The organism is Lentzea sp. NPDC092896 (assembly GCF_044754905.1).
Taxonomy (GTDB): Bacteria; Actinomycetota; Actinomycetes; order Mycobacteriales; family Pseudonocardiaceae; genus Lentzea.
Genome location: NZ_JBIVPX010000002.1, coordinates 57776 through 81475, shown reverse-complemented (window position 1 = coordinate 81475; position 23700 = coordinate 57776). Strand labels below are relative to the sequence as shown.

Sequence of the window (23700 nt, the reverse complement as noted above, 5' to 3'; positions counted from 1 at the left end):
CCCCCTCCGCCACGAAGGAACCCTCCATGTACAAGCGCGCCCTCGTCGGCGTGCTGGCCCTCGGGCTGGCCGCCTGTTCGAGCTCACCGTCCACCGACACCGCCGCGAAGACCAGTGATCTCGCGGGCCTGTCCGGCCAGATCGGCTCGAAGGACTTCGCCGAGCAGTACGTCCTCGCCCACCTCACCACCAAGCTGCTCAACGCCCACGGCGCGACGCTGGAGGCCAACACGAAGCTGGTCGGCTCGGCGAACGTGCGACAGGCGTTGGAGAACAAGCAGTTCGTGGGCTACTGGGAGTACACCGGCACGTCCTGGATCACCTACAACAAGCAGACGCAGCCGATCAAGACCGAGCAGGAGCAGTTCGACGCGGTGAAGAAGGCCGACGAGGCCAAGAACATCGCGTGGGTCGCACCCGCGCCGTTCAACAACACCTACACCTTCGCGATCCGCAACGAGAAGGCGAAGGAACTGAACGTCACGAAGATGAGCGACCTCGCCAAGCTGCCCGCGAACGAGCGGACGTTCTGCATCGAGAGCGAGTTCTCCACCCGCGACGACGGCTGGCCCGGCGTCTCGAAGACCTACGGCTTCGACGCGCCCAAGGACAACGTGAAGCTGCTCGACACCGGCGTCATCTACACCGCCACCAAGGACGGCAAGGACTGCAACTTCGGCGAGGTGTTCGCCACCGACGGCCGCATCGCCGCGCTCGGGCTGACCGTGCTGCAGGACGACAAGGCGTTCTTCCCGATCTACCAGGGCGGCTTCACGCTGCAGGCCGACGTGCTCAAGAGCCACCCGAAGATCGCGGACGTGCTGAAGCCCATGGCGGACAAGCTGACCACCGAGGAGATGCAGAAGCTCAACGCCAAGGTCGACGTCGACGGTGACGAGCCGGACGAGGTCGCGCAGGAGTGGCTGACCGCGCAGGGGCTGATCTGATGCAGATCGGGGAGAGCTTCGTCGGGGACGGCGTCAACGCCGCCCACGTCAACACGGTGCTCGGTCATCGTGACGGACCAGCCGGCACCGCGTGGGCAACAGCTCTGGCCACGCCCTCAGCGGGGCACGTCCCGTTCGTCGCGGTGCTGCGGCCTTCGTTGCCGGTCAAGCCGATGACGTTGTTCGTCACCAAGGCAGCGCCCGCGAACGACGACCACGGACTCCTGATCTGGGGCCCCGCGCAGGCCGGGGTCGCGGCCGGGGTCGCCGACGCGGTGGCCGACGGCAGCATCCCGGAGCCGGACACCTCGACGCACGTGCTGATCGCGGCGGTCTGGGTCAATCCCGGCGCCGACGACGCGGACACCGTGTACCGCAACAACCGTGAGGCCACTCGGACAGCACTTGCCAACGGCGCCAAGGACCTGCCGACGATCGACGCGGTGCTCGCCGCGAAGGACACCCCGAGCAACCCCTTCTACACGCCCGAGGAGAGAGCGTGACGACCGTCGGTTTCATCGGCCTGGGCAGCATGGGGTCCGGCATGACCCGCAACCTGCAGAAGGCTGGGTTCTCCCTGGTGGTCAACGACATCCGCCGCGAGTCGGCGGACGAGCAGGTCGCCGGCGGCGCCAAGTGGGCGGACACGCCCGCCGAGGTCGCCGCCGACAGCGACCTCGTGATCACCATGCTGCCCACGCCCAAGCACGTCCACGAAGTCATGAACGGCCAGGCCGGTGTGCTCGCCGGCATGGTCCCGAGCGGCACGTGGATCGACATGTCCACGTCGGTGCCCGAGGTGGCCGACGAGATCCGCAAGAAGAACCCGGGCCTGCACGTGCTGGACGCGCCGGTCAGCGGCATGTCGGTGGGTGCGGCGAACGGCACGTTGCAGATCTTCGTCGGCGGCGATCTCGATGACGTGAACCGCCTCCGGCCTGTGTTTGACGCCATGGGAGACCGGGAACGCATCCTGCACGTCGGCGCGCACGGCGCGGGCTACACGGTGAAGCTGATGCTGAACCAGCTGTGGTTCTCGCACCTGGTCGCGACGGCCGAGGTGCTGTCGATCGGCGTGAAGGCGGGTGTCGAGCTGGGTGTGCTGCGCAACGCGCTCGTCAACAGCCCTGCCCGGAGCAACTTCGTGGAGAACGACGTGCTGTCCGTTCTGGACCACGGAGACTACGACGAGGGCTTCGCGATCGCGCTGGCCTGCAAGGACCTCGGCCTGTCCACGGATCTCGCGGCGTCCGTCGGAGTGCCCGCCGAACTGTCCGCGCTCGTCGAGCAGATCTTCCGCCGCGCCCGCGCCAGCTACGGCGACCGGGCGGGCGAGATGACCCCGATGAAGCTCTACGAGGACCTCATCGGGGTCGACCTGAGGCTGTGAGGGGACCCGCCATGCTCACCAAGTTGTACATCGACGGCAAGTGGCTCGACTCGAGCGACGGCCGCACGTTCGAGGTGCTGGATCCGTCCACAGAGGAGGTTCTGGCGCAGGTCGCCGAAGCCACGCCTCGGGACGGCCTGAAAGCACTCGACGCCGCCGTCGCCGCCCAGGCCGCGTGGGGGAAGACCGCGCCGCGCGCACGGGCCGAGATCCTGCGCAAGGCCTTCGAACTGGTGACCGCGCGGACTGAGGAGTTCGCGCGACTCATCACCTCGGAGATGGGCAAGCCGCTGGCCGAGTCGCGGGCCGAGGTGGCTTATGGCGCGGAGTTCCTGCGGTGGTTCTCGGAGGAGGCACCGCGCGTCTCCGGCCGGTTCACGACCGCGCCGGACGGCAAGAACAGGCTCGTGACGGTGAAACGGCCGGTCGGGCCGTGTCTGTTCGTGACGCCGTGGAACTTCCCGCTCGCCATGGCCACCCGCAAGATCGCCCCGGCGATCGCGGCAGGCTGCACGATGGTGCTCAAGCCCGCCGAGCTCACGCCGTTGACCGCGTTGCTGTTCGCCGAGGTGCTGACCGAGGCCGGACTCCCCGCGGGCGTGCTCAACGTGATCACCACGACCGATCCGGGCGCGGTCACCGGCCCGCTGCTCACCGATCCGCGGCTGCGCAAGCTGTCGTTCACCGGGTCGACCGCGGTGGGCAGGAAGCTGATCGCGCAGTCCGCCGACCAGGTGCTGCGGGTCTCGATGGAACTGGGCGGCAACGCGCCGTTCCTCGTCTTCGGGGACGCCGACGTCGACGCGGCCGCCGACGGAGCCGTGCTGGCCAAGCTGCGCAACGGCGGCGAGGCCTGCGTGGCGGCGAACCGGTTCCTGGTGCACTCCTCGGTGGCCGCGGAGTTCACGGCGAAGCTGGCCGACCGCATGAAGGACTACCCGCTCGGCCCGCTGGTCGACGCCAAGACTCGCGCGAAGGTCACCGAACTGGTCGACGACGCCCTGGACCACGGCGCTCAGCTGGCACTCGGCGGAGTCGCGTTGGAGGGCAAGGGTTTCTTCTACGAGGCGACCGTGCTCACCGACGTGCCCGCGGACGCCCGCCTGCTGAAGGAGGAGATCTTCGGGCCGGTCGCGCCGATCGTCACCTTCGAGACCGAGGAGGAAGCGGTCCGGCTCGCCAACGCCACCGAGTACGGCCTGGTGTGCTTCGCCTACACCCGTGATCTCAACCGGGGGCTGCGGCTCGCGGAGTCGCTGGAGACCGGAATGCTCGGCCTCAACACGGGAATCGTGTCGAACCCCGCCGCTCCGTTCGGCGGCGTCAAGCACTCGGGCATCGGCCGTGAAGGCGGCGCCGAGGGCATCGAGGAGTACCTCGAGACCACGTACGTCGCGGTATCCGACCCGTTCGGGAGCATCTGATGGACTTCGGGTTGGACCTGTTCTCCCTCAAGGGGAAGAACGCCATCGTCACCGGCGGCAACACGGGGCTGGGCCAGGCGTTCGCGCTCGGCCTGGCCGCCGCCGGGGCCGACGTGTTCGTGCCGAGCCTGGTGTCCGACGACGGCGAGACGCAGAAACTCGTCGAGGCGCAAGGACAGCGGTTCGGCGGGATGACCGCCGACATCACGGCACCGGGCGCGTGCGCGTCCGTTGTGGACGCGTGCTTCGAGCAGTTCGGCTCCGTCGACATCGTCGTCAACTCGGCCGGCATCAGCCTGCTCGACGACGTGGAGAACTTCGACCGCGCCAAGTGGGACCCGATGATCGCGGTCAACCTGACCGCGGCCTTCGAACTGGCCCACGAGGCGACCAGGTACATGATCCCGCAGCGGTCCGGGAAGATCATCAACATCGCGTCGCTGTTCTCGTTCCTGGGCGGCCGCCAGTCCCCCGCCTACGCCGCGACCAAGCACGGCATCGCCGGGTTCACCAAGGCCTACTGCGACGAACTGGCACAGCACAACATCCAGGTCAACGCACTGGCGCCGGGCTACTTCGCCACGAAGATCACCGAGGCCACCCGCTCGGATCCCGAGACCAACCAGCGCGTGATCGACCACATCCCGGCCGGACGCTGGGGCGATCCGAGCGACCTCATGGGCGCGCTGGTGTTCCTCGCCTGCCGCGCCTCCGACTACGTCAACGGCCACACGCTGGTGGTCGACGGCGGATACCTCGTTCGCTGACTCTCTGAAGGCAGAGCCATGTTTCCTGCACCGCCGCCCTCCGTTCCCTCCGCCTCCGACCTGAGCCGCGAGCAGATCGTCGCCGGCCTCACCGACCTTCTCGGCTCCGCGAAGGTCTCCACCGACGAGCACGAACTGCGGGACGCGAGCGTCGACCGGTTCCGCAAGTACACGTCCGTGCACGGCATCTTCACCGGACCGATCCCGGCCGCGATCGTCAAGCCGGGGTCCACCGACGAGGTCAGCAAGGTGCTGGCGTTCGCGAACGAGCACCGGATCAACGTCGTGCCTCGCACCGGCCGAACCGCGACCGAGGGCGGGCTGGAGACGCTGGTGGAGAACACCGTCGTCCTCGACGGCTCCACAATGGACGCCATCGTCCGGATCGACCCGGTCAACATGATGGTCACCACGCAGTGCGGCGTTCCGTTGCAGCAACTGGAGGACGCGCTGCGCGAACGGGGACTGACGACCGGTCACTCGCCGCAGTCCAAGCCGCTCGCGCAGATGGGCGGCCTCGTCGCGACCCGGTCGATCGGCCAGTTCTCCACGCTGTACGGCGGGATCGAGGACATGGTCGTGGGCTTGGAGGCGGTGTTCCCGGACGGCACGGTCACCCGGATCAAGAACGTCCCGCGCCGCGCGGCTGGCCCGGACATCCGGCACGTCGTGATCGGCAACGAGGGCGCGCTGTGCGTGATCACCGAGGTCACCGTGAAGCTGTTCCGCCACCAGCCGGAGCACAACCACTACTTCGGCTTCCTCACCGACGACTTCGGTGACGCGGTCGAGCGGCTGCGGACGCTGATCACCGACGGCTACCGGCCCAGCGTCTGCCGCGTCTACTCGCCCGAGGACGCGAACCAGCACTTCAGCCACTTCTCGGGCAACAAGAACGTGGTCGTGCTCGTCGCGGAAGGCCCGGAGGGCATCGCGCGGGCCACCGCCGAGGCGATCGAGAAGACGTTCGCGGGCACCGAGGCCGTGGATCCCAAGCTGATCGTCGAGTGGTTCGACAACCTCAACTGGGGCCAGGACAAGATCGACGCCGAGAAGCGCGCCATGCTGGAGACGCAGCACCTCGGCTACACCACCGAGGTCTCGGTCGACTGGTCGAACGTCACGCCGCTCTACGACGCGATCATGAACCGGGTGCGGACCGAGTTCCCGCGCTTCGCCGACCTCACGATGCTCGGCGCGCACTCGTCGCACAGCTACCAGACCGGCACGAACCTCTACTTCGTCTACGACTACGACATCACCTGCAAGCCGGAGCAGGAGATCACCGAGTACCACATCCCGCTCAACGCGATCATCGTCGAGGAATCGTTGCGGCTGGGCGGTTCCATGGTGCACCACCACGGCATCGGCAAGTACCGCACGCCGTGGACGCGCGAGGAGCACGGCAGCGCCTACCACCTCCTGGAGGTGCTCAAGCGCGGCTTCGACCCGAACGGGATCATGAACGCCGGCACGATCTTCCCGGTGTCATGAGCTACCTGATCGCGATCGACAACGGCTCGCAGAGCACGAAGGTGTCGATCGTCGACGAGGTCGGCCGGGTGCACGCCTCCGCCCAGCGCCCGCTGCGGCCGTACGAGCACCCGCGGCCGGGCCAGGTCGTGCACCCGGACGACGACGTGTGGGACTCGATCTCTGAAGCCTGCACCGAGGCCATGCAACGGTTCACCGGCGCACCGGGCGAGATCGCGGGCGTCGGCCTGTGCACGATCCGGTTCTGCCGGGCACTGCTGAAAGCCGACGGGACGCTGGCGGAGCCGTTGCTGAGCTGGATGGACGACCGGCTCGGGCAACGACAATGGGACGACGAGGTGATCCGGTACGTCACGACCTCCTCGGGGTACGTGACGTTCCGGCTCACCGGCGAACGCCGCGACACAGCGGGCAACTACGAGGGCATGTGGCCGATCGACCACGAGACCTGGCGCTGGCCGGATTCATCACCGTCCTATGCGGACACCGGGATGCGCCGCGAGGAGCTGTTCGAGCTGGTCGACCCCGGCGCGTTGCTCGGGACCGTCACCGCGGAGGCCTCCGAAGCGACCGGCCTGCCCGCCGGACTGCCGGTGTACGCGACCTCCAACGACAAGGCGGTCGAGGCACTGGGCAGCGGACTCGGCGACGAGTTGCTGGTGTCGCTGGGCACCTACATCGCCGCGATGACCACGGGAGACCAGCACACGATCGATCCCGAGGGCCGGTTCTGGTCGAACTTCGGTTCGGTCCCGGGCAAATACCTGTACGAGAGCAACGGAATCCGGCGCGGCATGTGGACGGTCAGCTGGTACCGGCAGCTGGTCGACTCCGATCTGGGCGAGCTGGAGGCCGGTGCGGCGAACGTCGAACCGGGCTGCGGCGGGCTGATGACCGTGCTCGACTGGCTGGCACCCGGCGACCACCCGTACCGGCGCGGCGCACTCCTCGGGTTCGACGGCACCCAGGGCCGCCACCACGTGTACCGGTCGATCCTGGAAGGCATCGCGCTGACCATGAACCGGCACAGCGCGGCGATGGCGCAGGCGTTGGGGCGTGAGTTCCCCGAGCTGATCGTGTCCGGCGGCGGGTCGCGGTCCGACCTGATGATGCAGATCTTCGCCGACGTGTTCGGACGGCCGGTGCGGCGCACGAGGATGAGCGACGCCGCCGGTCTGGGCGCCGCGATCTGCGCGGCGGTCGGCAGCGGTGTGCACCCGGACTGGGACAGCGCGGTCAAGGCGATGGTCACCACGGCCGACGTCTTCACGCCCTCCGACGTCGAGTCGTACGAGCAGATCGCGCGGGACCACGCCCGCATCACGGAGTACACCGATCCGCTGTTCGCATCAATGCACCTCTAAATGCGTGTTGACCGCGTACGTGCCGGTCACCGTCCTCCGCTAGGTTTCCCCAGTCCTGGCTGAAGAAGTGCATTCGAGGGTGAAGCGGTGCTGGTGCCGGAGTCGGCGTTCGAACGGGCGGAACTGGGCTCTGGGCAGCTCGTCGCGGTCAACCGGCCGCCGGGCGCCGAACGGACGCAGTACCTGGTCCAGGCCGTGGAGCAGGCCCAGGCACAGGGGCTGGCCGTCGTCTGGACGACCTGCCGCGCGGACGCCCCGCCGTACTGGCCGTGGCACGCGATCCTCGCCGGCCTGGGCGGCGACGCGGCCGCGCTGGACGCCGAACCCGACGTGTGCGCGCAGAAGGTCGTCGACGTCCTCAAGCGCACGCCCGCGTTGATCCTGATGGACGACGTCGACCTGGCGGGCGAGGAAGCGTTCCAGCTGACGCAGCTGGTGGCCGGAACCGTCCACCAGCTGCCCGTCGTCATCGTTGTCACCTCCACCGGCACCACCGCGCTGGACGACGCGGTCCGGCTCGTCGAACGGGCGCACGCCGTGCTGGCCAGGGGCCGGATCACCGAGGCACGGGACCTGCTCGACCAGGCCGCGCGCGACGGCGATCCGGAGGCGGCACTCGGCCTGCCGGGCATGTGGGTCAACAAGTTCCGCGGCCGGGCCGACCGAGCACTCGCGATCGCCCGGCTGCGCGAGGCCGTCGCCGCCCAGCCGCCCGAACCGCTGCGCACCCGGCTGGTCACCAGGCTCGCGGCCGAGCACGCCTACGACCGGCGCGAGACCGAGTGCGTGCTGGAGGCGTTGGAGCAGGCCAGGAACACCGGCGACCAGCTGACCCTGGCCGAGGCACTGTCGTTGGCACATCACGCGTTGTGGTCCCCGGAGCACACGGCCTTCCGGCTGGCGCTGGCCGACGAACTGATCTCCGTGGCGTCGGCGGCGGGCCTGGACCTGTTGGCGCTCAGCGGTCTGTGCCGCCGCACGATGGACCTGTTCTGCCTGGGCGACCCGCACGCGGAACGCTCGCAGGTCGAGCTGGCGCGCCGGGCGTCCGGCTATCCGGCGCTGCTGTTCTTCCACGCCGCGATGGACGTCATGCGGACGATCCGGGCCGGCCGGTTCGCGGAGGCCGAGCAGAAGTCCCTGGCCTGCCTGAGACTCGGGCTCGAGGCGGGCGACGTGGACGCGGAGACGTTTCACAGCACCCATCTGTTCGCGATCCGCTGGTTGCAGGGCCGCGGCGGTGAGCTGGTCGACCTGGCCGAGCAGGTCACGCACTCCCCCACGTTGCCGGATCTGGAGTTCAGCTTCGAGGCCGCACTCGCGTTGCTGGCCCTCGAAGCGGGCCAACGGGATCGCGCGCGGTCGGCGTTGCACCGGCTGACGATCAACGGACTCACGGCGGTTCCGTTGTCCAGCACCTGGATCACGTGCCTGTTCTGCGTGGTGCACGTGGCCGCGGCGCTGGGCGAGGCGGACATCGCCCGCGAGGCCTACCGACTGCTCGAACCCTTCGCACCGCTGCCCGTCGTGCCGGCCACGGCGATCGTCTGCTTCGGCTCGACCGAACTGCTGCTGGGCATCGCCGCCACGACGTTCGGCGAGCCCGCTCTCGCCACCGAACACCTGGAACGCGCTGTCACCACCAACATCCGGCTCGGCAACCTGCCGATGACCGCCTACGCCCGCGCCACGCTCGCCCAGACCGTCGGCGGCGAACGCGGCAGGGCGTTGTTCGACGTCGCCATCAACGACGCGAACGCGATCGGCATGACCGCCCGCGCCGCGATGTGGGCACAGGCCCGTGACGGGCTGTCCGGCCGGATCACGATCCGCAAGGAGAACGCGTGGTGGATCGTCTCCCACCACGGCAGGGAAACCCGCGTCGAGGACCTGGTGGGCATGCGCTACCTCGCGCGGCTCGTGGCCGATCCGGGCGTCGAGATCGCCGCGCTGGAACTCGTCGGCGGGCAGGACAGCGGCAACCAGCCGGTGCTCGATCCCGTGGCCCGCGCCGCCTATCTCACGCGCATCCGCGACCTGCGCGCGCAACTCGACGACCACCCGACGCCGCGAGCCGAGGCCGAGCTGGAGGCGTTGCTCAGCCACCTCGAACGCGAGACCGGCATGGGCGGCCGCGGCCGGAACTTCGCGGGCCCTGCCGAACGCGCCAGAACCGCCGTGCGCAAGGCGATCCGCCGCGCCATCGACACGATCGCGGCGACCGAGCCGTCGACGGCGGACGCGTTGCGCGAGGCCGTGACCACGGGCTATCACTGCTCGTACCAGCCCGGCTGATCTTGACCACCGCGCGGCAACCGTTTGGCCACCGCGGATCCGCAGACTTTCGCGGCAAGGGGAGAACAGGTTCTTCGGGGGGAGAACCGGATCGTGGCTCGCACCCCCCAGGGCGAGCCACGATCCAGCTCCGCGGCTCGCACCCCCGACACGAGCCGCGGAGCCCCTACCCGGCCAGCACCGCGGCCTCCCTGCGCCGCAACGCCGAACCGGGTTCCAGGCCGAACTCCTCGACGAGCAGCGCCCGCACCCGCCGGTAGGTCCGCAGCGCGTCACCCGCGCGGCCGGCCCGGTGCTGGGCCTCCATCAGCAGCTCCCACAACGACTCCCGCAACGGGTAGAGCGCGACGAGCCGTTCGAGCTGGGTGATCGCCTCGGCGTACCGGCCGTCCAGGCACAGCGCCGCCGCCTGGTTCTCCTCCGCGAACGCCAGCGCCTCCCGCAGCCGCACGATCTCCGCGCCCGCCCAGCCCTCGACCGGGCAGTCCGCCAGCGGATCGCCGCGGTGCAACGCCAGCGCCTCCGCGTACCGGCCGCAGCGCAGGTGTTCGTCGAACTCCTCGACGTCGACCACGACCTGCGTGACGTCGAGCAGGTAGCCGGGCTCGCGCGTCAGCACCACGCCGTCCGCGCCGGCCAGCTCCAGCGCTCTTCGGACCTTCGCGACATGCCCCTGCAGCGTCTTGGTCCCCGTGGGCGGCACGTCCTCGCCCCACAGGCCGTCGACCAGTGCCGACCTCGACACCAGACGGCCGGTGCGCAACGCCAGCAACGCGAACACGGCCCGCCGCCGTGCCCCGGTGAAGTGCACCGGTCCGTTCGGTCCGCGCACCTCGAGCGGCCCGAGCAGCCGCACCTCGATCTTCATCACCATTCCCCTCCCCTTGGACACAGGTAGAGGCGTGCCACGAGTGTGCCGCGTGGCGTCACATCACGGCGAGATAACCGAGCGATAACAGCACGGTCTACCGACCGACCACTCGGTCGGTAGTTCTGGTCTGCTCGGACGCATGGACATCGAGAAAGCAGCCATGATCGATTTGGCAGCCCGGCTCGACCTGCCGCGGAAGGTCCGGCTGCTCACCGGCTCCGCGCTGTTCGCGCTGCACCCGGAGCCGGAGATCGGGCTGGCGTCGCTGAAGGTGTCCGACGGCCCGACCGGTGTCCGCGGCGCCGAACTGCGCGGCGGCACGATCGCGTGCGTGCTGCCGAACGCCACGTTGCTGGCCCAGCACTGGGATCCGGCGCTGGCCCGCGAGGTCGGCGAGGTGCTCGCGGACGAGGCCGCGGCACAACAGGTCCACGTCGTGCTCGGCCCGACGATCAACCTGCACCGCACGGCGCTCGGCGGCCGGCTGTTCGAGGCCTACAGCGAAGATCCGCTGCTCACCGGCGTGATCGCCGCCGCGTACGTGCGGGGGCTGCAGGACAAGGGCATCGCGGCGACGCCGAAGCACTACGTGGCGAACGAGTCCGAGACCGAGCGGCGAACCGCGAGCATGGTGCTGGACGAGAAGACGTTGCGCGAGATCTACCTGCTGCCGTTCGAGATCGTGGTCGAGGACTCCGCGCCGTGGGCGATCATGGCGGCCTACAACCTGGTCAACGGCGTCCCCGCGACCGAGCACACCGAACTGGTCGAGGGCGTGCTGAAGGGCGAGTGGGGTTTCGACGGCCTGCTCATGTCCGACTGGTTCGCCACGAAGTCCACGGCGGCCAGCGCCAACGGCGGCCTCGACCTGGCCATGCCCGGACCCGGCGGGCCGTGGGAGGACAAGCTGGTCGCGGCCGTGCGGGCCGGCGAGGTCGCCGAGTCGACCATCGACGACCACCTGGGCCGGTTGCTGCTCCTGGCGGCGCGGACCGGGGCGCTAGGCGAGCAGCGCTCCTGGCCTGACGATCTGCCCGCGCCCGACAGCACGCTTCGCCGCGAGCAGCTGCGGAGGTTCGCGGCGGGTGGCATGACCGTGCTGAAGAACTCCGGTGTGCTGCCGTTGCAGGACTCTCGTGTCGCGCTCATCGGACGGCACGCGATCGACACCGTCGCGCAGGGCGGCGGATCGGCCGGGGTGCGGCCGCCGCACGTCATCAGCATCGCGGACGGCCTGACCTCGCAGCTCGGCGACGCGGTGTCCGTTGTGGACGGTGTGGAGGTCCGGCTGCGGTACGCCGCTCCCGGTCCCGGGGTGTTGAAGGACATCCGCGCCACGACGTACGACGCCGACGGCGCAGTGCTGGCGTCACGCGAGATGGAGATCGCCGAACTCGCCGCGTACGGCGGATGGGCGCAGGGCGCGGCGTCGATCGAGGTGTCCGGCGAGGTCGTGCTGGACGAGCCGACGCGGATGCTGATCGGCGTGCGCGGGTTCGGCGACTGGACGCTGGACGTCGCCGGACGCCAGTACGCCACCCTGCTGGCCTGGGCGAACGGCATCGTCGAGGAGGCGCTGCTGAAGCCGCCGCACTGGACGGCCGAGGTCCTGCTGTCCCCCGGCGACCGGATCACGGCCCGCGTCCGCGAGGCCAGCGCGCTGGTCGGCCTGATCACCCAGCCGGTCCCCCGTGCTCCCGCCGACGCGATCGGTGCCGCCGTGCGGGCCGCGCGCGAGGCCGACGTGGCGGTCGTGGTCGTCGGCCTCACCGAGGAGCAGGAGACCGAGGGCTTCGACAAGACCACGCTCGCGTTGCCCGGCGAGCAGGACGCGCTGGTCGCGGCGGTGGCGGCGGCCGCCAAGCGCACGGTGGTCGTGGTGAACGCCGCCACGCCGGTGCTCATGCCGTGGCTCGCGCAGGTCGACGCCGTGCTGTGGGCGGGACTGCCCGGCCAGGAGGCCGGGGACGCCGTCGCGGCCGCGTTGCTCGGCCAGATCGAACCGGCCGGGCGCCTGGTCACGACGTTCCCGCGGGCCGACTCCGACGCGCTGCCGCTGATTCCGTCCGACGGCGAGCTGGTGTACTCCGAAGGCACCGCGATCGGCTACCGGGGCGCGAGTGATCCGTTGTTCTGGTTCGGTCACGGTCTGGGCTACACGACCTGGGAGTACGGCGCCGCCTCTCAGTCCACTGTGGATGGTGTGGTCACGTCCGTGTCCGTGGAGCTCACCAACACCGGCGAACGGCCGGGGCGCGAGGTCGTGCAGGTCTACCTGCGGCCTCAGGACGAGCCCGTCCGGCTCATCGGCTTCGCGGTGGCGGACGTCGAGGCGGGGCAGAAAGTCCAGGTCGAGGTGCCGTGCGAGCCGCGGGTCCAACGGGTGTGGGCGGACGGCTGGCAGCCGGTCACCGGCGGCGAGGTGCTGATCGCCCGCGGGCTCGGCGACGTCCGCGTTACCCTGCCCGCTGATCAGGAGTGAGGTGACGCCGTGTCGGTCCCGCCCCGATACCGGGCCAAGTCGCGGGTGGACGCCTCTGGTGAGGAGTCCAGGGCCAAGGCCGTGGCCGTGGCGACCGAACTGTTCGCGCTGACCGGTTTCAAGGGAACCTCGGTGGCCGCCGTGGCGGCGAAGACCGGGCTCTCGCAGTCCGGTCTGCTGCACCACTTCCCGAGCAAGGCAGCCCTGCTGACGGCCGTCCTGGAGGAACGCGACCGGCAGGACGGCGAGTTCCTGGCCGGCGGCTCGGGTCCTCCACTGGGCTGGGCGGCGTTCGACGCGCTGGCCGCACTGGTGGCGCGCAACTCGACGCGGCCGCACCTGGTCGGCCTGTTCGTGCGGCTGGCCGCCGAGGCGACCGAACTCGCCCATCCCGCGCACACGTGGGTGCGGGAGCACTACAGCGGTCTGCAGCGATGGCTGGGCGATGCCGTGCGCTCAGGCCAGGAACGCGGCGAGATCGCGGCAGACGCGCCGGTGGGTTCGATCGTGCGCACGACCATCGCGGTGATCGACGGATTGCAGCAGCAGTGGCTGCTCCAACCGGACGAGGTGTCGATGACGGCCGAATTCGAGGCTTTCGCAGGAATTCTGCGCGCCCGCTGGGCTCTCTGAGAGCCCAGGAAGCAAGGTGGTGGCCCGGTTCAGTCTGGGGGACCCGTCCGGGCCACCGGTCTTGCGAAAGGTGGCCGACGTGCGCGGTGACTTTCACACGCCGGCCGGGTTCTGGGGGAACCAGATCCGGCAACTGCGCCGACCCCCACTCCCGGGAGTTTCTCGGGCCCGGCGGCGCAGGTACCGGATCTGGACACAAAGATGACAGGGGGCGTGCACAGATTTCGCCCAGGCCGTGCACAGACCGTCAGGAAGTGCGCGAGGATGGCTGTGCACCCCAACGCCTGGATCATCGAGGAGCGATATACCCGTGGAGTTCCTGCTGCTCGGTTCGCTGGCGGTACGGCGGACGGGCACACTGCTGGAGCTGGGCGGACCCCGGCAGCGCGCGGTGCTCACCATGCTGTTGCTGCACGCGAACGAGGCGGTCAGCGTCGCACAACTGACGGAGGCGGTCTGGGATTCACCGCCGGTGTCGCCCGAGTCGAACCTGCGCACGTACGTCGCCGGGTTGCGCAAAGTTCTCGGTGAACGGCTGATAACGCATCCCGGCCACGGCTACCAGCTCGTGGTCGAACCCGGCGAACTGGATCTCGACGCGTTCGACCGGCTCGTCCGCGAGGGCGAGACCGCACTGGCGGACAACGACGCGGAAGCGGCCGCGGACCTCTTCGGCCAGGCACTGGCCGGGTGGCACGGCATTCCGACCGCCGAGCTCAACGCGGGACCGTTGCTGCGCGCCGAGTTCACCCGGATCCAGGAACGCCGTCTCACCGCGGTCGAGCGGTTCGCGAAGACGTCGCTGGAACTCGGCCGGTTCGACGACGTGATCGACCGGCTGCGGCGGGAGACCGCGCTGCACCCGTTGCGCGAGGAGCTCTGGGCCCAGCTGATGCTGGCACTGGATCGCTCGGGCCGTCGCAGCGAGGCGCTGGAGGCCTTCGCGACGGCCCGCAGGCACGTGGTCGAGCAGATCGGCGTCGAGCCGGGCGCGCGGTTGCGCCAGTTGCAGCAGGTGATCCTCGAAAGCCGGGTGCCCTCGCCCGCGGCTTTGAACGCGCATCGCCAGCTGCCGATGGACATCGCCGAGTTCACCGGCCGGGAGTCCGAGCTGCGGCGGCTGTGCGAGCCCGGCCCCCAGACCACCGTCGTGATCTCCGCGATCGAGGGCATGGCCGGGGTCGGCAAGACGAAGCTGGCCGTCCGCGCGGCCCACCGGCTCGTTCGGCGTTACCCGGATGTCCAACTGTGGGCCGACTTGCACGGCTTCGACGCCGACGAGCTGCCCGCGGACCCGTCCGCCGTGCTGGAGAGCTTCCTGCGGCTGCTCGGCGTGCCCGGCGGGCAGATCCCCGCGTCGCTCGAGGAACGGGCCGCGCTCTACCGCGACCGGCTCACGGGCAAGCGCGCGTTGGTGCTGCTCGACAACGCCGCCGGCGAGGACCAGGTGCGGCCGCTGCTGCCGGGCAGCGCCACCTGCATGGTGCTGATCACCAGCCGCCGCACGCTGCTGCGGCTGGACGGCGTGAGTTCGCTGTTCCTCGACGTCTTCACGCCAGGCGAGGCGCTCGCGCTGCTCTCCAGGATCGCCGGCGAGGACCGCGTGCAGGCCGATCGCGAGGCCGCGGAACGGATCGCGGAGCTGTGCGGGCACCTGCCGATCGCCGTGGCGCTGGCGGCCAAGCGGCTCGCCCGCCGTCCACAGTGGACGACGCGCGACCTGGTGGACCAGCTCGAGCGGGGAGGCGGTCTCGGTGTCCGGGGCGTGTTCGACCTCTCGTACCAGGCGCTGCCGGACAACCAGAGGCGTCTGTTTCGACTCCTCGGACTCCATCCGGGAGAGGACTTCTCCGCCGACTCGGCCGCCGCACTCGCCGGGCTGACCCCGCACGAGGCGGCCGACCTGTTGGAGACGTTGCTCGACGAACACCTGTTGCAGCAACACACCCCAGGCCGCTACAGCCTGCACGACCTGCTGCGCACGTACGCCGTCGAGCAGGTCACCGCCGCCGAACCGCCGCCCGCTCGCGCGTTGGCGCGGCGCCGCGTGCTCGACTGGTACGTCCACACGTCGTGGCGGAGCGCGCAGCAGCTCAACCCCCAGCGCAAACTGGAGATCAGCCCCGCGGACCCGGTCGTGCACGCACGTTCGTTCGCCGATCGCGACGCCGCTCTGCTGTGGTGCGACACGGAACGCGCGAACCTGGTCGCCGCGGTGCGCGACGCCGCCGGCCACGAACTGCCGGAGCACTGCTGGAGCCTGGCTCAATGCCTGTGGGACTTCTTCAACCTGCGCAAGCACTGGGCGGACTGGCTCGACACGCACGGCGTCGCGCTGGCCGCCGCACGATCGGTCGGCGACCGCAACGCCGAGGGCAGGATGCTGATCACGCTGGGCATCGCGTTGCGCGAGGTCCGGCGGCACGAAGAGTCCATCGAGTGCAACCAGCAGGCACTCGCGATCTTCCGCGCGACCGGCGACAAGGCCCGTCAGGAGCCCACTCTCAACAACCTCGGCATCGTCTACATGGTGCAGGGCCGCTCCGAGGACGCGCTGGCGTGCTACGAGCAGTCCGCCGAGATCGCGCGTGAACTCGGCAACCTGCACTCGGAAGCCGTGACGCTGAACAACATCGCGCTGCTGCACGCCGACGCCGGACGGTTCGACGTCGCGCTGGCGCGGTACCTGCGGGCGTTGGAGATCCGCAAGGACATCAAGGACCCGTACAGCGAGGCGATCCTGCTCAACAACATCGGCGAGGTGTACCGGGGGCTGCTCGACTTCCCCCAGGCCGTGTCGTACGTCGACCGGGCGCTGGAGACGTTCCGGGCGATCGGCGACCTCTACGGGCAGGCCGAGTCGCTGGACAACCTCGGGCTGGCGCTGGACGGGCTCGGCGACCGCCGGGGCGCGGAGAAGTGCTGGCTGGAGTCCGTGACGTTGTTCGAGGAGCTGGGCGAACCCAAGGCCGACGAGGTGCGCGGCCGCCTGTAGCCCGTGAGATCAAGCAAAGCGCGATCCGTGCCGTATCGCGTTTCTTCAGCCTGGCTGAACAGCCCCTGGGCGAGTTCAACAACAACTGAAGACGTGAGGACACGGCATGAAGGATCTCTCTTTCGACCCTGACGACCTGGAGCTCGGCGACCTCGCGGTCACCTCCCTGCGCGACTCGGTCGCGTTGCCGGAGTCCGGAGCCTCCGGAGGCGCCTCGTCGTGCTCGTGCGGCAGCTCGTCGTGCAGCAGCTGCACCCAGCCCCAGCTTCCCGCCCAGAACGCATGAGCGAACGCGTGCAGGGAGAAACAGCGCCATACGCACTCGTGCGCCTGGCGGCCCTGCCGCACCCGGACGGCGCTGCGACGGCAGCGCCGTTCCGGCGGGCGGTGGAGACGTTGGCGGCGCTCGAAGCCTCGCTGCTGTCACTGGCCGGCCCCGTGTCGGACCTGCTGCACGACAGCGCCGGCACGCACTCCGACACCTACCACCGCGCGGTCGTGCTGCCGTTGCGCCGCGACGTCCACAACGGACGGTTGCCCCGGCCTTCGCTTCGCGCGGAGGCCAGCGAGCTGGTCTCGCGGTTTCCACAGCTCGGCGAGTGGTTGTCGGCCATGGACCAACGCGCTGACGTGACCGCGGAGATCGAGCGGCTGCTGCCGGACGCGCTCGCCGCCGAACGCGAGGTGCTCGCGTCGTTGTGCGGCACCGAGTCCGTGCGCAAGGCCGCCGTCTTCAGCGGCCGTGACCTCTGGCAGGGGCTCGCCCGCGCCGGCACCGGGGACAAGCGTTCCCGCAAGGCCGAACCCACCGTGCTGCGCTACGCCCTGCGCGCGACGTCGAAGACCAGTCCCCTGTCCTGGTACGCGGCGGTCGGCTGGGCCACCTGGTCCCCCGACGCCCCCACGCCGGACTTCGGCACACCGGTCGCCGTCACGCGGGTCAACCAGGTGCTGCTGACCCGGCTGATCACCGCGCTGCTCGCCGATCGCGGTCACCTCTTCGACCACCCGCACCGCCTCGCGCCCGACGTGCACGCCGACGGCGGCCAGGTGAGGTTCCGCCGGGACATCCCCGCCCGCGGACCGTTGCGCGCCAACGTCGGCATCGAGGAGGACGTCGAACTGGCGTCCAGCCCGCCCCTGCAGTTCCTGGTCGGTCTCACCGGCGCCAACCCCAAGGGCATCAGCCCCGCCGAGCTCGCCAGCGCGCTCGCGACCCGGCTGCCCGACGGCGAGTCCGACCGCGCGCAGCACTACGTCGCGCTGCTGCTCGACATCAAGCTCCTCGTGCCGGTGCTGCCCGCCGACCCGCAGGACCCCGAGGCCTGTCCCGCGCTGGCCTCGTGGCTGCGCGACACCGGCCGGTCCTCGCTGGCCGACCGGGTGATCTCGATCTACCGGGACACGCTGGCGTTCGCCGAGATCGACGCTGCCGCACGGCCTGCCGCGCTGGCCGCTCTGTTCACGTCGTGGGAAGAGCTGGGCTCGATCGTCGGTGTGGACCTCGGTGACGTGACGCCGTTGAGCGAAGATGTCGTCCTGCCACTGCCTGTTCGTCTCGGCCGTTCACATGGTTACGACGGCGTGCGGTCGTTGGCGGGCCTCACTCCGTTGCTGATGCTGTTCGACCGGCACCTCGCGATCCGGCGGCACTCGCGCGACCTGTTCGTGTCGGAGTTCGGTCACGGCGGCTCCGCTCGCCTCGCCGCCTGTGCGCCGTTGATGCACGAGGCCATGTCCGGCGCGCCGACCGGCGGTCTCGGTGCGAGCCGGTCCCAGGTCGCCGATCTGGTGCGGGACGGCGTGATCAGCGACGAGGTCGTCACGGCCGCCGCGGACCTGCTGCCCGCGTGGATGAAGACCAGGCCGACCTCGTACTCGTTCTTCGCCCAGCCGTCGCCGGACGGCCTGGTGGTCAACCACGTCTACGACGGCTTCGGCCGCTTCCCCGGCCGGTTCCTCGACCTGCTGCCACCCGAGGCCTACGCGACGGTCCGGGCCACTTTGGACGGTGTGTTCCCGCGCGGTTTCGTGGAGTACCGGCCGGTGCAGGGCTTCAACCCGAACCTGCACCCGTTGCTCGGCCGGGCGGAGATCGGTGAGGACCCGCGCTGGGCCGACCACACGCCGGACGCGCTGGAGGTCTTCCACGACCAGCAGAACGACGAACTGCGACTGCGCCGCCGCGACAACGGCGCGGTGCTGGACGTGCTCTACCTCGGCTACCTCATGCCGATCTCGCTGCCCGACCGCGTCGCACCCCTGTACTCCGACCTCACCTGCGGCGCGGCCGACCTCTCCCCGTTGCAGCCGGTGTCGTTGGACGGCGACGTGCGGATCGCTGATCGGCTGCGCTACCGCGACGTCGTGCTCGGCCGCCGCTACTGGGACTTCCTGGCTTCCTCTTTGACGGAGCCGTTCTCGTCGGTGGCCGGCGCGACCGCACTGCGCGCCCGCTACGGCATGCCCGCGGAGCTGTTCGCGGGCATGGGCGGCGTCATCACGTCCCGCGAGGACTTCGAAGCCCGCGTGAACGGCCCGAAACCGCAGTACGCCGACCTCACCAACGCACTGCACCTGCGCTGCCTGCCTCGCCTGACGTCCCGCTACGGCGACCACGTCCGGCTCACCGAGGCGCTCCCGGTCCCGTCCGGCCAGGTGCTCGAAGTGGTGGCGGAGACCTACCGGAGGGCAGGATGACCGACGTCGTCTGCTATTACCACGACCCGATCAAGGCCCCGCTGCTGCGCGACGCCGTCCTCCCGGCCCTCGCCGCCGCCGAGGCCACGTTCGCCGACGTCGTGGGCCACGTCGAACGCCACTGGCTGCACGGCCCGCACGTCCGCGTCGTGCTGACCGGCCCGTCCGCCCCGACGGCGGCGTTGCTGGTGGCGACCCTGCTTCGCTCCTACCTGGCTTCGAGCCCGTCCACAGTGGAGCTTTCGGAGTCCGAGCTGCTCGCCCACGCCGAATCGGCGGCCGTGGCAGAGCTCCTGCTACCGCCGTTCACCCCGTTCCACCCCAACAACTCCGTGCGCATCGAGCCGACCGACGACTCCCGCGCCCGCGCTTTCCTGTCTCCAGCACACGTTTCCCTGCGCGCGGAAGGCCTCCGCCTGGGCCTGCCCGCGTTGCGCCACTCGCTGTCCGCGTCCCGCCCGACACTCGCCTTGACCGCGATGGCCGTGCACGCCAGCCGTTACCCGGCCGGCCTGCAGTACGGCTACCACTCGTTCCTCTCCCACGTGGAAGACTTCCTGCTGGCCAGCGACCCCGACGGCGTCGTCCGGTCCAAACTGGACTCGATCTGGACCGCAAACGCTTCCGCCGCCCGCGCTCTGGTCGAACAGGTGGCACTGGGCCACCCCACCACCCACCTCGAAGCGGCCTGGCAGACCTGGACCATCGCCCTGCGCCTGACCGCCCAGGAAAGCTACGACGCGGGCCTGCTCACCTCGGACCCCAACCCGCGCCACGGCGAACGCGCCTACGAGGTGGGCGACCAGGACGCCATCCGCCGCTACAACTACGGCGAGCGAACGAAGTTCACCGACTACCACACCGCGATGTGGACCGTGGACCTCTCCGACCCGGCGATCGCACGGTCGATGACCGTCTACCGCCTGGGCACCAACGTCCTATACCAACTCCTGGCGATCTGCGACGTGACCCCGATGGAGCGCTACGCCGCCGCCCACCTCCTGGCCAACGCCGCACAAGAGGTCCTCGGCACCACCTGGGCCGAACAGTTCGCAGCCCTGCCGAAGGTGGGGTGACGCGCGTGCTCGTGCGGCTGCGCCCAGTCGTCACCGCCACCCCGACCGCCGACGGCCTGCACCTGCGCGGCTGGGCGTCCAGCTGCACCCTCTCGGGCGGAACCGGCCTTTGGAAGGTGTGGCAACGCCTCGCCCCGCAGTTGGAAGCGGGCATCCCGCGAGCCGCGCTGGAGGTGCCGGCCGACGCGGCTCCGGCCGTGCGGGCGGCGGTCTCGCTGATCCTGGACCAGTTGTGGGAACACGACATGCTGGTCGAGATGCCGGAGTGGGGTGCCGACGCACCCGCGCCGGAGGTGGCGGCCTGGCTGGAGTCGGCGGCTGCGGAACCGGTGGAGGCGTGGCGGCGGCTTCGTGCGGCCACGGTGGTCGTGTCAGGACGTGGGCCGCTGAAGAGCGCGGCCGTTCAGGCGGCAGAGGCGGTGGGGCTGGCGGTTCAGCTGTCGGAGGCGGCCTCGCCTCCCCACGCGAGCAGGTCGACCGCCTCGCACGCCAACCAACTGGATGCCGAGCTCCCCGCCGATCAACCCGCGAACCAACCGGATGCTGAACTCCTCCCCCATCAGCCCGCCAGCCAACCGGCCGCCGGACGCCTCACAGCTCAACACGAAAGCCGACCAGCCGCCGGACGCCTCACCGCTCAACACGAAAGCCGACCAGCCGCCGGACTCCTCCCTGTTCAGCCCGCGAGCCGTGGACTCGTCGTCTCCGCGGGTGACTTCACCGTCCTGGCGGGCTGTGGAACCGAAACCGGCTATGTCCTCCCACCCACCACCGGAGGCGTTACTTCACTCCACACTGAAGTAACTATGCGCACCGCCGCAAGGCTGGGCCTCACCGGCGAACCACCCGAGATCCTGGCCACGCTCATCGGATCAGCCGCAATCCACCGCCTCGCCTGTGCCGTCGCCGGCCTGCCCGACCCAGCCGCCGAACTCGCCAACCCCACCACCGACGGCGCAGCCACCTACCCCATGGCCCTGGTAGCCCACGCGAACCCGCTCCAAGCCACCTACCACCCACTCCTGCAGGGCCCTCCCCCGTCAGACCCGTGGAGAGCACTCGACGCCCTGACGGACAACGAACTGGGCCCGGTCGACACCCCGGTGTTCGGCCCCCTCCCCCAGGTCCCGGCCAACCTCGCCACCTCGGGCGACGCCCTCGGCATCGGCACCACCGCCGACGCCGCCCGTCTCAACGCCGCCCTCAACGCCCTCAAGACCGACGGCGTGCTCGGCATCGACGACACCCACGCCCGAGGCGCGGCACTGCGCCAGGCCGCGCGCTACCACCGAGGCGAACCGGCCGACGCACACGAGTGGACCAGCGATCCGACCGCGCACCGCTGGTGGAAGGCGCTGACCGCGAGGTTCGGCGTCCAGGCGGTCGTCCGGGTCGAGCGTCTCGCGGCAGGCGTGCACAGGGCGGAGATCAGCAACGGACGGCAGGTCCTCGCGTGGGCCGTCGAGGCGACGGCCGCGGACGCGGTGGCCTTCGCCGCCCTCGCCGCCGCCGGCTACGCCCAGGCGGGTCGCACCGGCACCGCGCACCTCAACGGCGCGGCTCCGTGCAAGACCACCGACAACCCGGACTGGGTCACCAGGCAGTGGCATTGGCCCGCCGACGTGCGAGACCGCGAAGAACGGCTCCAGCAGGCGATCATGAGGCTGCCGGGAGTCCGGGTCGTCCCGCTCCGGCTCGACCCGGAACTCAGCGCCGCCGGCCTGAAGGCGTACCGGTGATCCGCGTGGACGGCGGCCTGACCCTCATCGGACCGACCACCACCGTCTGCGTCGACTGCGCCGAGAACGCACGCCTCGCGACCGCCGGGGCTCCACGCCAGAACCTGCGACTGAAAGGCTTCACCGCACCGGCGTTCCAGCCCCTGGTCGCCGCACTCCAGGGCCAGGAGCGCGACACCGTGATCGCGATCCGCACCGACCTCGGACTGGTGTCCACCCACCGCATCACGCCGGGCAACTGCTGTGCCCCGGAACCGAGCACCGTCGAAGAAACCGCAACACCGAACGGCGAACTCCGCACCCCGAACGACAAGACCACTGTGGACGGACTCAAGGACACAACAGTCGACTTCCGGCACGGTCCGGTCACCGCACTGTTCCGCACCGGCAACCTGCCGCTGGCCACGGTCACCGCCGAACTCGACTCCCACACCGCCGGCTACGGCCGCACCACGTCGTTCGAAGAGGCCGAAAGGGTGGCGATCTTCGAGGCGATCGAACGCCGCAACGGCATGCGCCCGCGCCACCCGGACCCCAGAGAAGCCTCATTCGCCGAACTGGGACCAGAGGCACTCGACCCAGAACGCCTGGGCCTCAACGACTTCGGCAACACCTACCACCCAGACCTGAAGTTCCGCTGGACCCAAGCCTGGTCGTACACGCAACGCAAACCGATCCAGGTACCGGAACAGGTCGCGTACTGGGCTGCGCACACACCGCCGGACCAACGGTTCCTCCACGAAACGTCCAACGGCTGCGGACTCGGCAACAGCCTGACCGAGGCCGTGCTGCACGGCCTGTTCGAAGTCGCCGAACGCGACGCGTTCCTGATGGCCTGGTACGCCCAAACACCGCTAAAGAAGATCAAGCTCCCACCGGACCCGCTGCTGCACCACCTCACCGACCGGCTCCAGGAGCTCGGCTACGAACTGCTGTTCCTCAACGCCACCAACGACCTGGGCATCCCCGCGGTGCTGACCCTCGCCAGAACCACCAAACCTGGTCTGCCCCAGGCGTTCTTCGCCGCGGGCGCCAGCCCAGACCCCACGAAGGCCATGCAGTCCGCGGCGGTCGAGGTGGCCGTGGACGTGGAAGCGTTCGCCGACCGCGTCCGCGAGAGGCCCGAGGACTACAGCCGGGAACGCCTCCTGCGGCTCCTCCACGATCCGGCCCAGGTCAGAAGCATGGACGACCACGTCGCGGTCAACACGTTGCCGGAAGCAAGAGACCGCTACGACCGGCTGGTCGGCGACCGACCCGCGGAATCCCTGAAAGACCAGCGAACCCACACGAACCTCGACGAGCTGCTCGACCGCTACACCGAAGACCTGAGGAACCTGGGCCTGGAGCTGATCGCGGTCGACCAGTCCGACCCGCACACGGTGAACACCCTCGGGCTGCACTCCGCCAAGGTCATCGTGCCGGGAACGCTGCCCATGACGTTCGGCCACCTGCACCGCCGGACGCACGGCCTGTCCCGGCTCGACCTCCAGGCCGGCCATCCCCACCCGTTTCCCTGAACC

The 23700-nt window shown here is 70.1% G+C and carries 17 protein-coding genes; 16 read left to right on the top strand and 1 reads right to left on the bottom strand.

From position 1 onward, the window contains the following. Window positions 1-26: 26 nt before the first annotated feature. The 8 genes from ACIQF0_RS11955 (at window position 27) to ACIQF0_RS11920 (ending at window position 9681) form a co-directional block, all read left to right on the top strand. Window positions 27-947, top strand: coding sequence for a glycine betaine ABC transporter substrate-binding protein (locus tag ACIQF0_RS11955; protein WP_401028032.1), 921 nt, complete (start codon window positions 27-29; stop codon window positions 945-947). After that, window positions 947-1450, top strand: coding sequence for a formaldehyde-activating enzyme (fae, locus tag ACIQF0_RS11950; RefSeq protein WP_401028029.1), 504 nt, complete (start codon window positions 947-949; stop codon window positions 1448-1450). The genes ACIQF0_RS11955 and fae overlap by 1 nt, the downstream gene beginning before the upstream one ends. Beyond that, on the top strand, window positions 1447-2337 hold the full coding sequence (locus ACIQF0_RS11945; protein WP_401028026.1) for an NAD(P)-dependent oxidoreductase: 891 nt from the start codon (window positions 1447-1449) through the stop codon (window positions 2335-2337). Before fae ends, ACIQF0_RS11945 begins: the two co-directional genes overlap by 4 nt. A gap of 11 nt (window positions 2338-2348) precedes the next feature. After that, window positions 2349-3761 carry an NAD-dependent succinate-semialdehyde dehydrogenase gene (locus ACIQF0_RS11940; RefSeq protein WP_401028024.1) on the top strand — a complete coding sequence of 471 codons (1413 nt, stop codon included), beginning with the start codon at window positions 2349-2351 and terminating at the stop codon, window positions 3759-3761. Further along, window positions 3761-4528 (top strand): SDR family oxidoreductase, encoded by a 768-nt coding sequence (locus tag ACIQF0_RS11935; RefSeq protein WP_401028021.1) that lies wholly within the window; start codon window positions 3761-3763, stop codon window positions 4526-4528. Before ACIQF0_RS11940 ends, ACIQF0_RS11935 begins: the two co-directional genes overlap by 1 nt. 18 nt (window positions 4529-4546) lie before the next feature. Then, on the top strand, window positions 4547-6022 hold the full coding sequence (locus ACIQF0_RS11930; RefSeq protein ID WP_401028018.1) for an FAD-binding oxidoreductase: 1476 nt from the start codon (window positions 4547-4549) through the stop codon (window positions 6020-6022). After that, window positions 6019-7386 (top strand): FGGY-family carbohydrate kinase, encoded by a 1368-nt coding sequence (locus ACIQF0_RS11925; protein WP_401028015.1) that lies wholly within the window; start codon window positions 6019-6021, stop codon window positions 7384-7386. The genes ACIQF0_RS11930 and ACIQF0_RS11925 overlap by 4 nt, the downstream gene beginning before the upstream one ends. An 87-nt stretch (window positions 7387-7473) precedes the next feature. Then, window positions 7474-9681, top strand: a complete 2208-nt coding sequence (locus tag ACIQF0_RS11920) for a hypothetical protein (RefSeq protein WP_401028012.1) — start codon at window positions 7474-7476, stop codon at window positions 9679-9681. A gap of 166 nt (window positions 9682-9847) precedes the next feature. On the opposite strand, the gene ACIQF0_RS11915 is transcribed toward ACIQF0_RS11920, so the two are convergent. Beyond that, entirely contained in the window at window positions 9848-10549 is a 702-nt protein-coding gene (locus tag ACIQF0_RS11915) for a BTAD domain-containing putative transcriptional regulator (protein WP_401028010.1), read from the bottom strand. Window positions 10550-10712: 163 nt separating this feature from the next. Between ACIQF0_RS11915 and ACIQF0_RS11910 the strand changes: the two genes are divergently transcribed. From ACIQF0_RS11910 to ACIQF0_RS11875, 8 genes are all read left to right on the top strand, one after another. Then, a complete protein-coding gene (locus tag ACIQF0_RS11910) occupies window positions 10713-13034 on the top strand; it encodes a glycoside hydrolase family 3 C-terminal domain-containing protein (protein WP_401028007.1) in 2322 nt (773 codons plus the stop codon). A gap of 9 nt (window positions 13035-13043) precedes the next feature. Continuing rightward, window positions 13044-13667 carry a TetR/AcrR family transcriptional regulator gene (locus tag ACIQF0_RS11905; protein WP_401028005.1) on the top strand — a complete coding sequence of 208 codons (624 nt, stop codon included), beginning with the start codon at window positions 13044-13046 and terminating at the stop codon, window positions 13665-13667. A 310-nt stretch (window positions 13668-13977) separates the two neighbouring features. Continuing rightward, window positions 13978-16662 carry an AfsR/SARP family transcriptional regulator gene (locus ACIQF0_RS11900; RefSeq protein WP_401028003.1) on the top strand — a complete coding sequence of 895 codons (2685 nt, stop codon included), beginning with the start codon at window positions 13978-13980 and terminating at the stop codon, window positions 16660-16662. A gap of 106 nt (window positions 16663-16768) precedes the next feature. Further along, entirely contained in the window at window positions 16769-16948 is a 180-nt protein-coding gene (locus ACIQF0_RS11895) for a thiazolylpeptide-type bacteriocin (protein ID WP_266040363.1), read from the top strand. Continuing rightward, entirely contained in the window at window positions 16945-19362 is a 2418-nt protein-coding gene (locus ACIQF0_RS11890; RefSeq protein WP_401027999.1) for a lantibiotic dehydratase, read from the top strand. The genes ACIQF0_RS11895 and ACIQF0_RS11890 overlap by 4 nt, the downstream gene beginning before the upstream one ends. Further along, window positions 19359-20438: a hypothetical protein gene (locus ACIQF0_RS11885; protein ID WP_401027997.1), complete on the top strand. Its 1080-nt coding sequence runs from the start codon at window positions 19359-19361 to the stop codon at window positions 20436-20438. The genes ACIQF0_RS11890 and ACIQF0_RS11885 overlap by 4 nt, the downstream gene beginning before the upstream one ends. Further along, complete coding sequence (locus ACIQF0_RS11880) at window positions 20435-22177, top strand: hypothetical protein (protein WP_401027994.1); 1743 nt, start codon at window positions 20435-20437, stop codon at window positions 22175-22177. The genes ACIQF0_RS11885 and ACIQF0_RS11880 overlap by 4 nt, the downstream gene beginning before the upstream one ends. Then, a complete protein-coding gene (locus ACIQF0_RS11875) occupies window positions 22174-23697 on the top strand; it encodes a YcaO-like family protein (protein WP_401027991.1) in 1524 nt (507 codons plus the stop codon). The genes ACIQF0_RS11880 and ACIQF0_RS11875 overlap by 4 nt, the downstream gene beginning before the upstream one ends. The last annotated feature ends 3 nt before the right edge of the window (window positions 23698-23700 follow it).

Bases quoted from the DNA above. Each gene is read 5' to 3' on its own strand.
- ACIQF0_RS11885 (WP_401027997.1), top strand. From the start codon at position 19,359: ATGACCGACGTCGTCTGCTATTACCACGACCCGATCAAGGCCCCGCTG.
- ACIQF0_RS11930 (WP_401028018.1), top strand. From the start codon at position 4,547: ATGTTTCCTGCACCGCCGCCCTCCGTTCCCTCCGCCTCCGACCTGAGC.
- ACIQF0_RS11910 (WP_401028007.1), top strand. From the start codon at position 10,713: ATGATCGATTTGGCAGCCCGGCTCGACCTGCCGCGGAAGGTCCGGCTG.
- ACIQF0_RS11915 (WP_401028010.1), bottom strand. From the start codon at position 10,549: ATGAAGATCGAGGTGCGGCTGCTCGGGCCGCTCGAGGTGCGCGGACCG.
- ACIQF0_RS11890 (WP_401027999.1), top strand. From the start codon at position 16,945: ATGAGCGAACGCGTGCAGGGAGAAACAGCGCCATACGCACTCGTGCGC.
- ACIQF0_RS11925 (WP_401028015.1), top strand. From the start codon at position 6,019: ATGAGCTACCTGATCGCGATCGACAACGGCTCGCAGAGCACGAAGGTG.
- ACIQF0_RS11955 (WP_401028032.1), top strand. From the start codon at position 27: ATGTACAAGCGCGCCCTCGTCGGCGTGCTGGCCCTCGGGCTGGCCGCC.
- ACIQF0_RS11895 (WP_266040363.1), top strand. From the start codon at position 16,769: ATGAAGGATCTCTCTTTCGACCCTGACGACCTGGAGCTCGGCGACCTC.
- ACIQF0_RS11935 (WP_401028021.1), top strand. From the start codon at position 3,761: ATGGACTTCGGGTTGGACCTGTTCTCCCTCAAGGGGAAGAACGCCATC.
- ACIQF0_RS11940 (WP_401028024.1), top strand. From the start codon at position 2,349: ATGCTCACCAAGTTGTACATCGACGGCAAGTGGCTCGACTCGAGCGAC.
- fae (WP_401028029.1), top strand. From the start codon at position 947: ATGCAGATCGGGGAGAGCTTCGTCGGGGACGGCGTCAACGCCGCCCAC.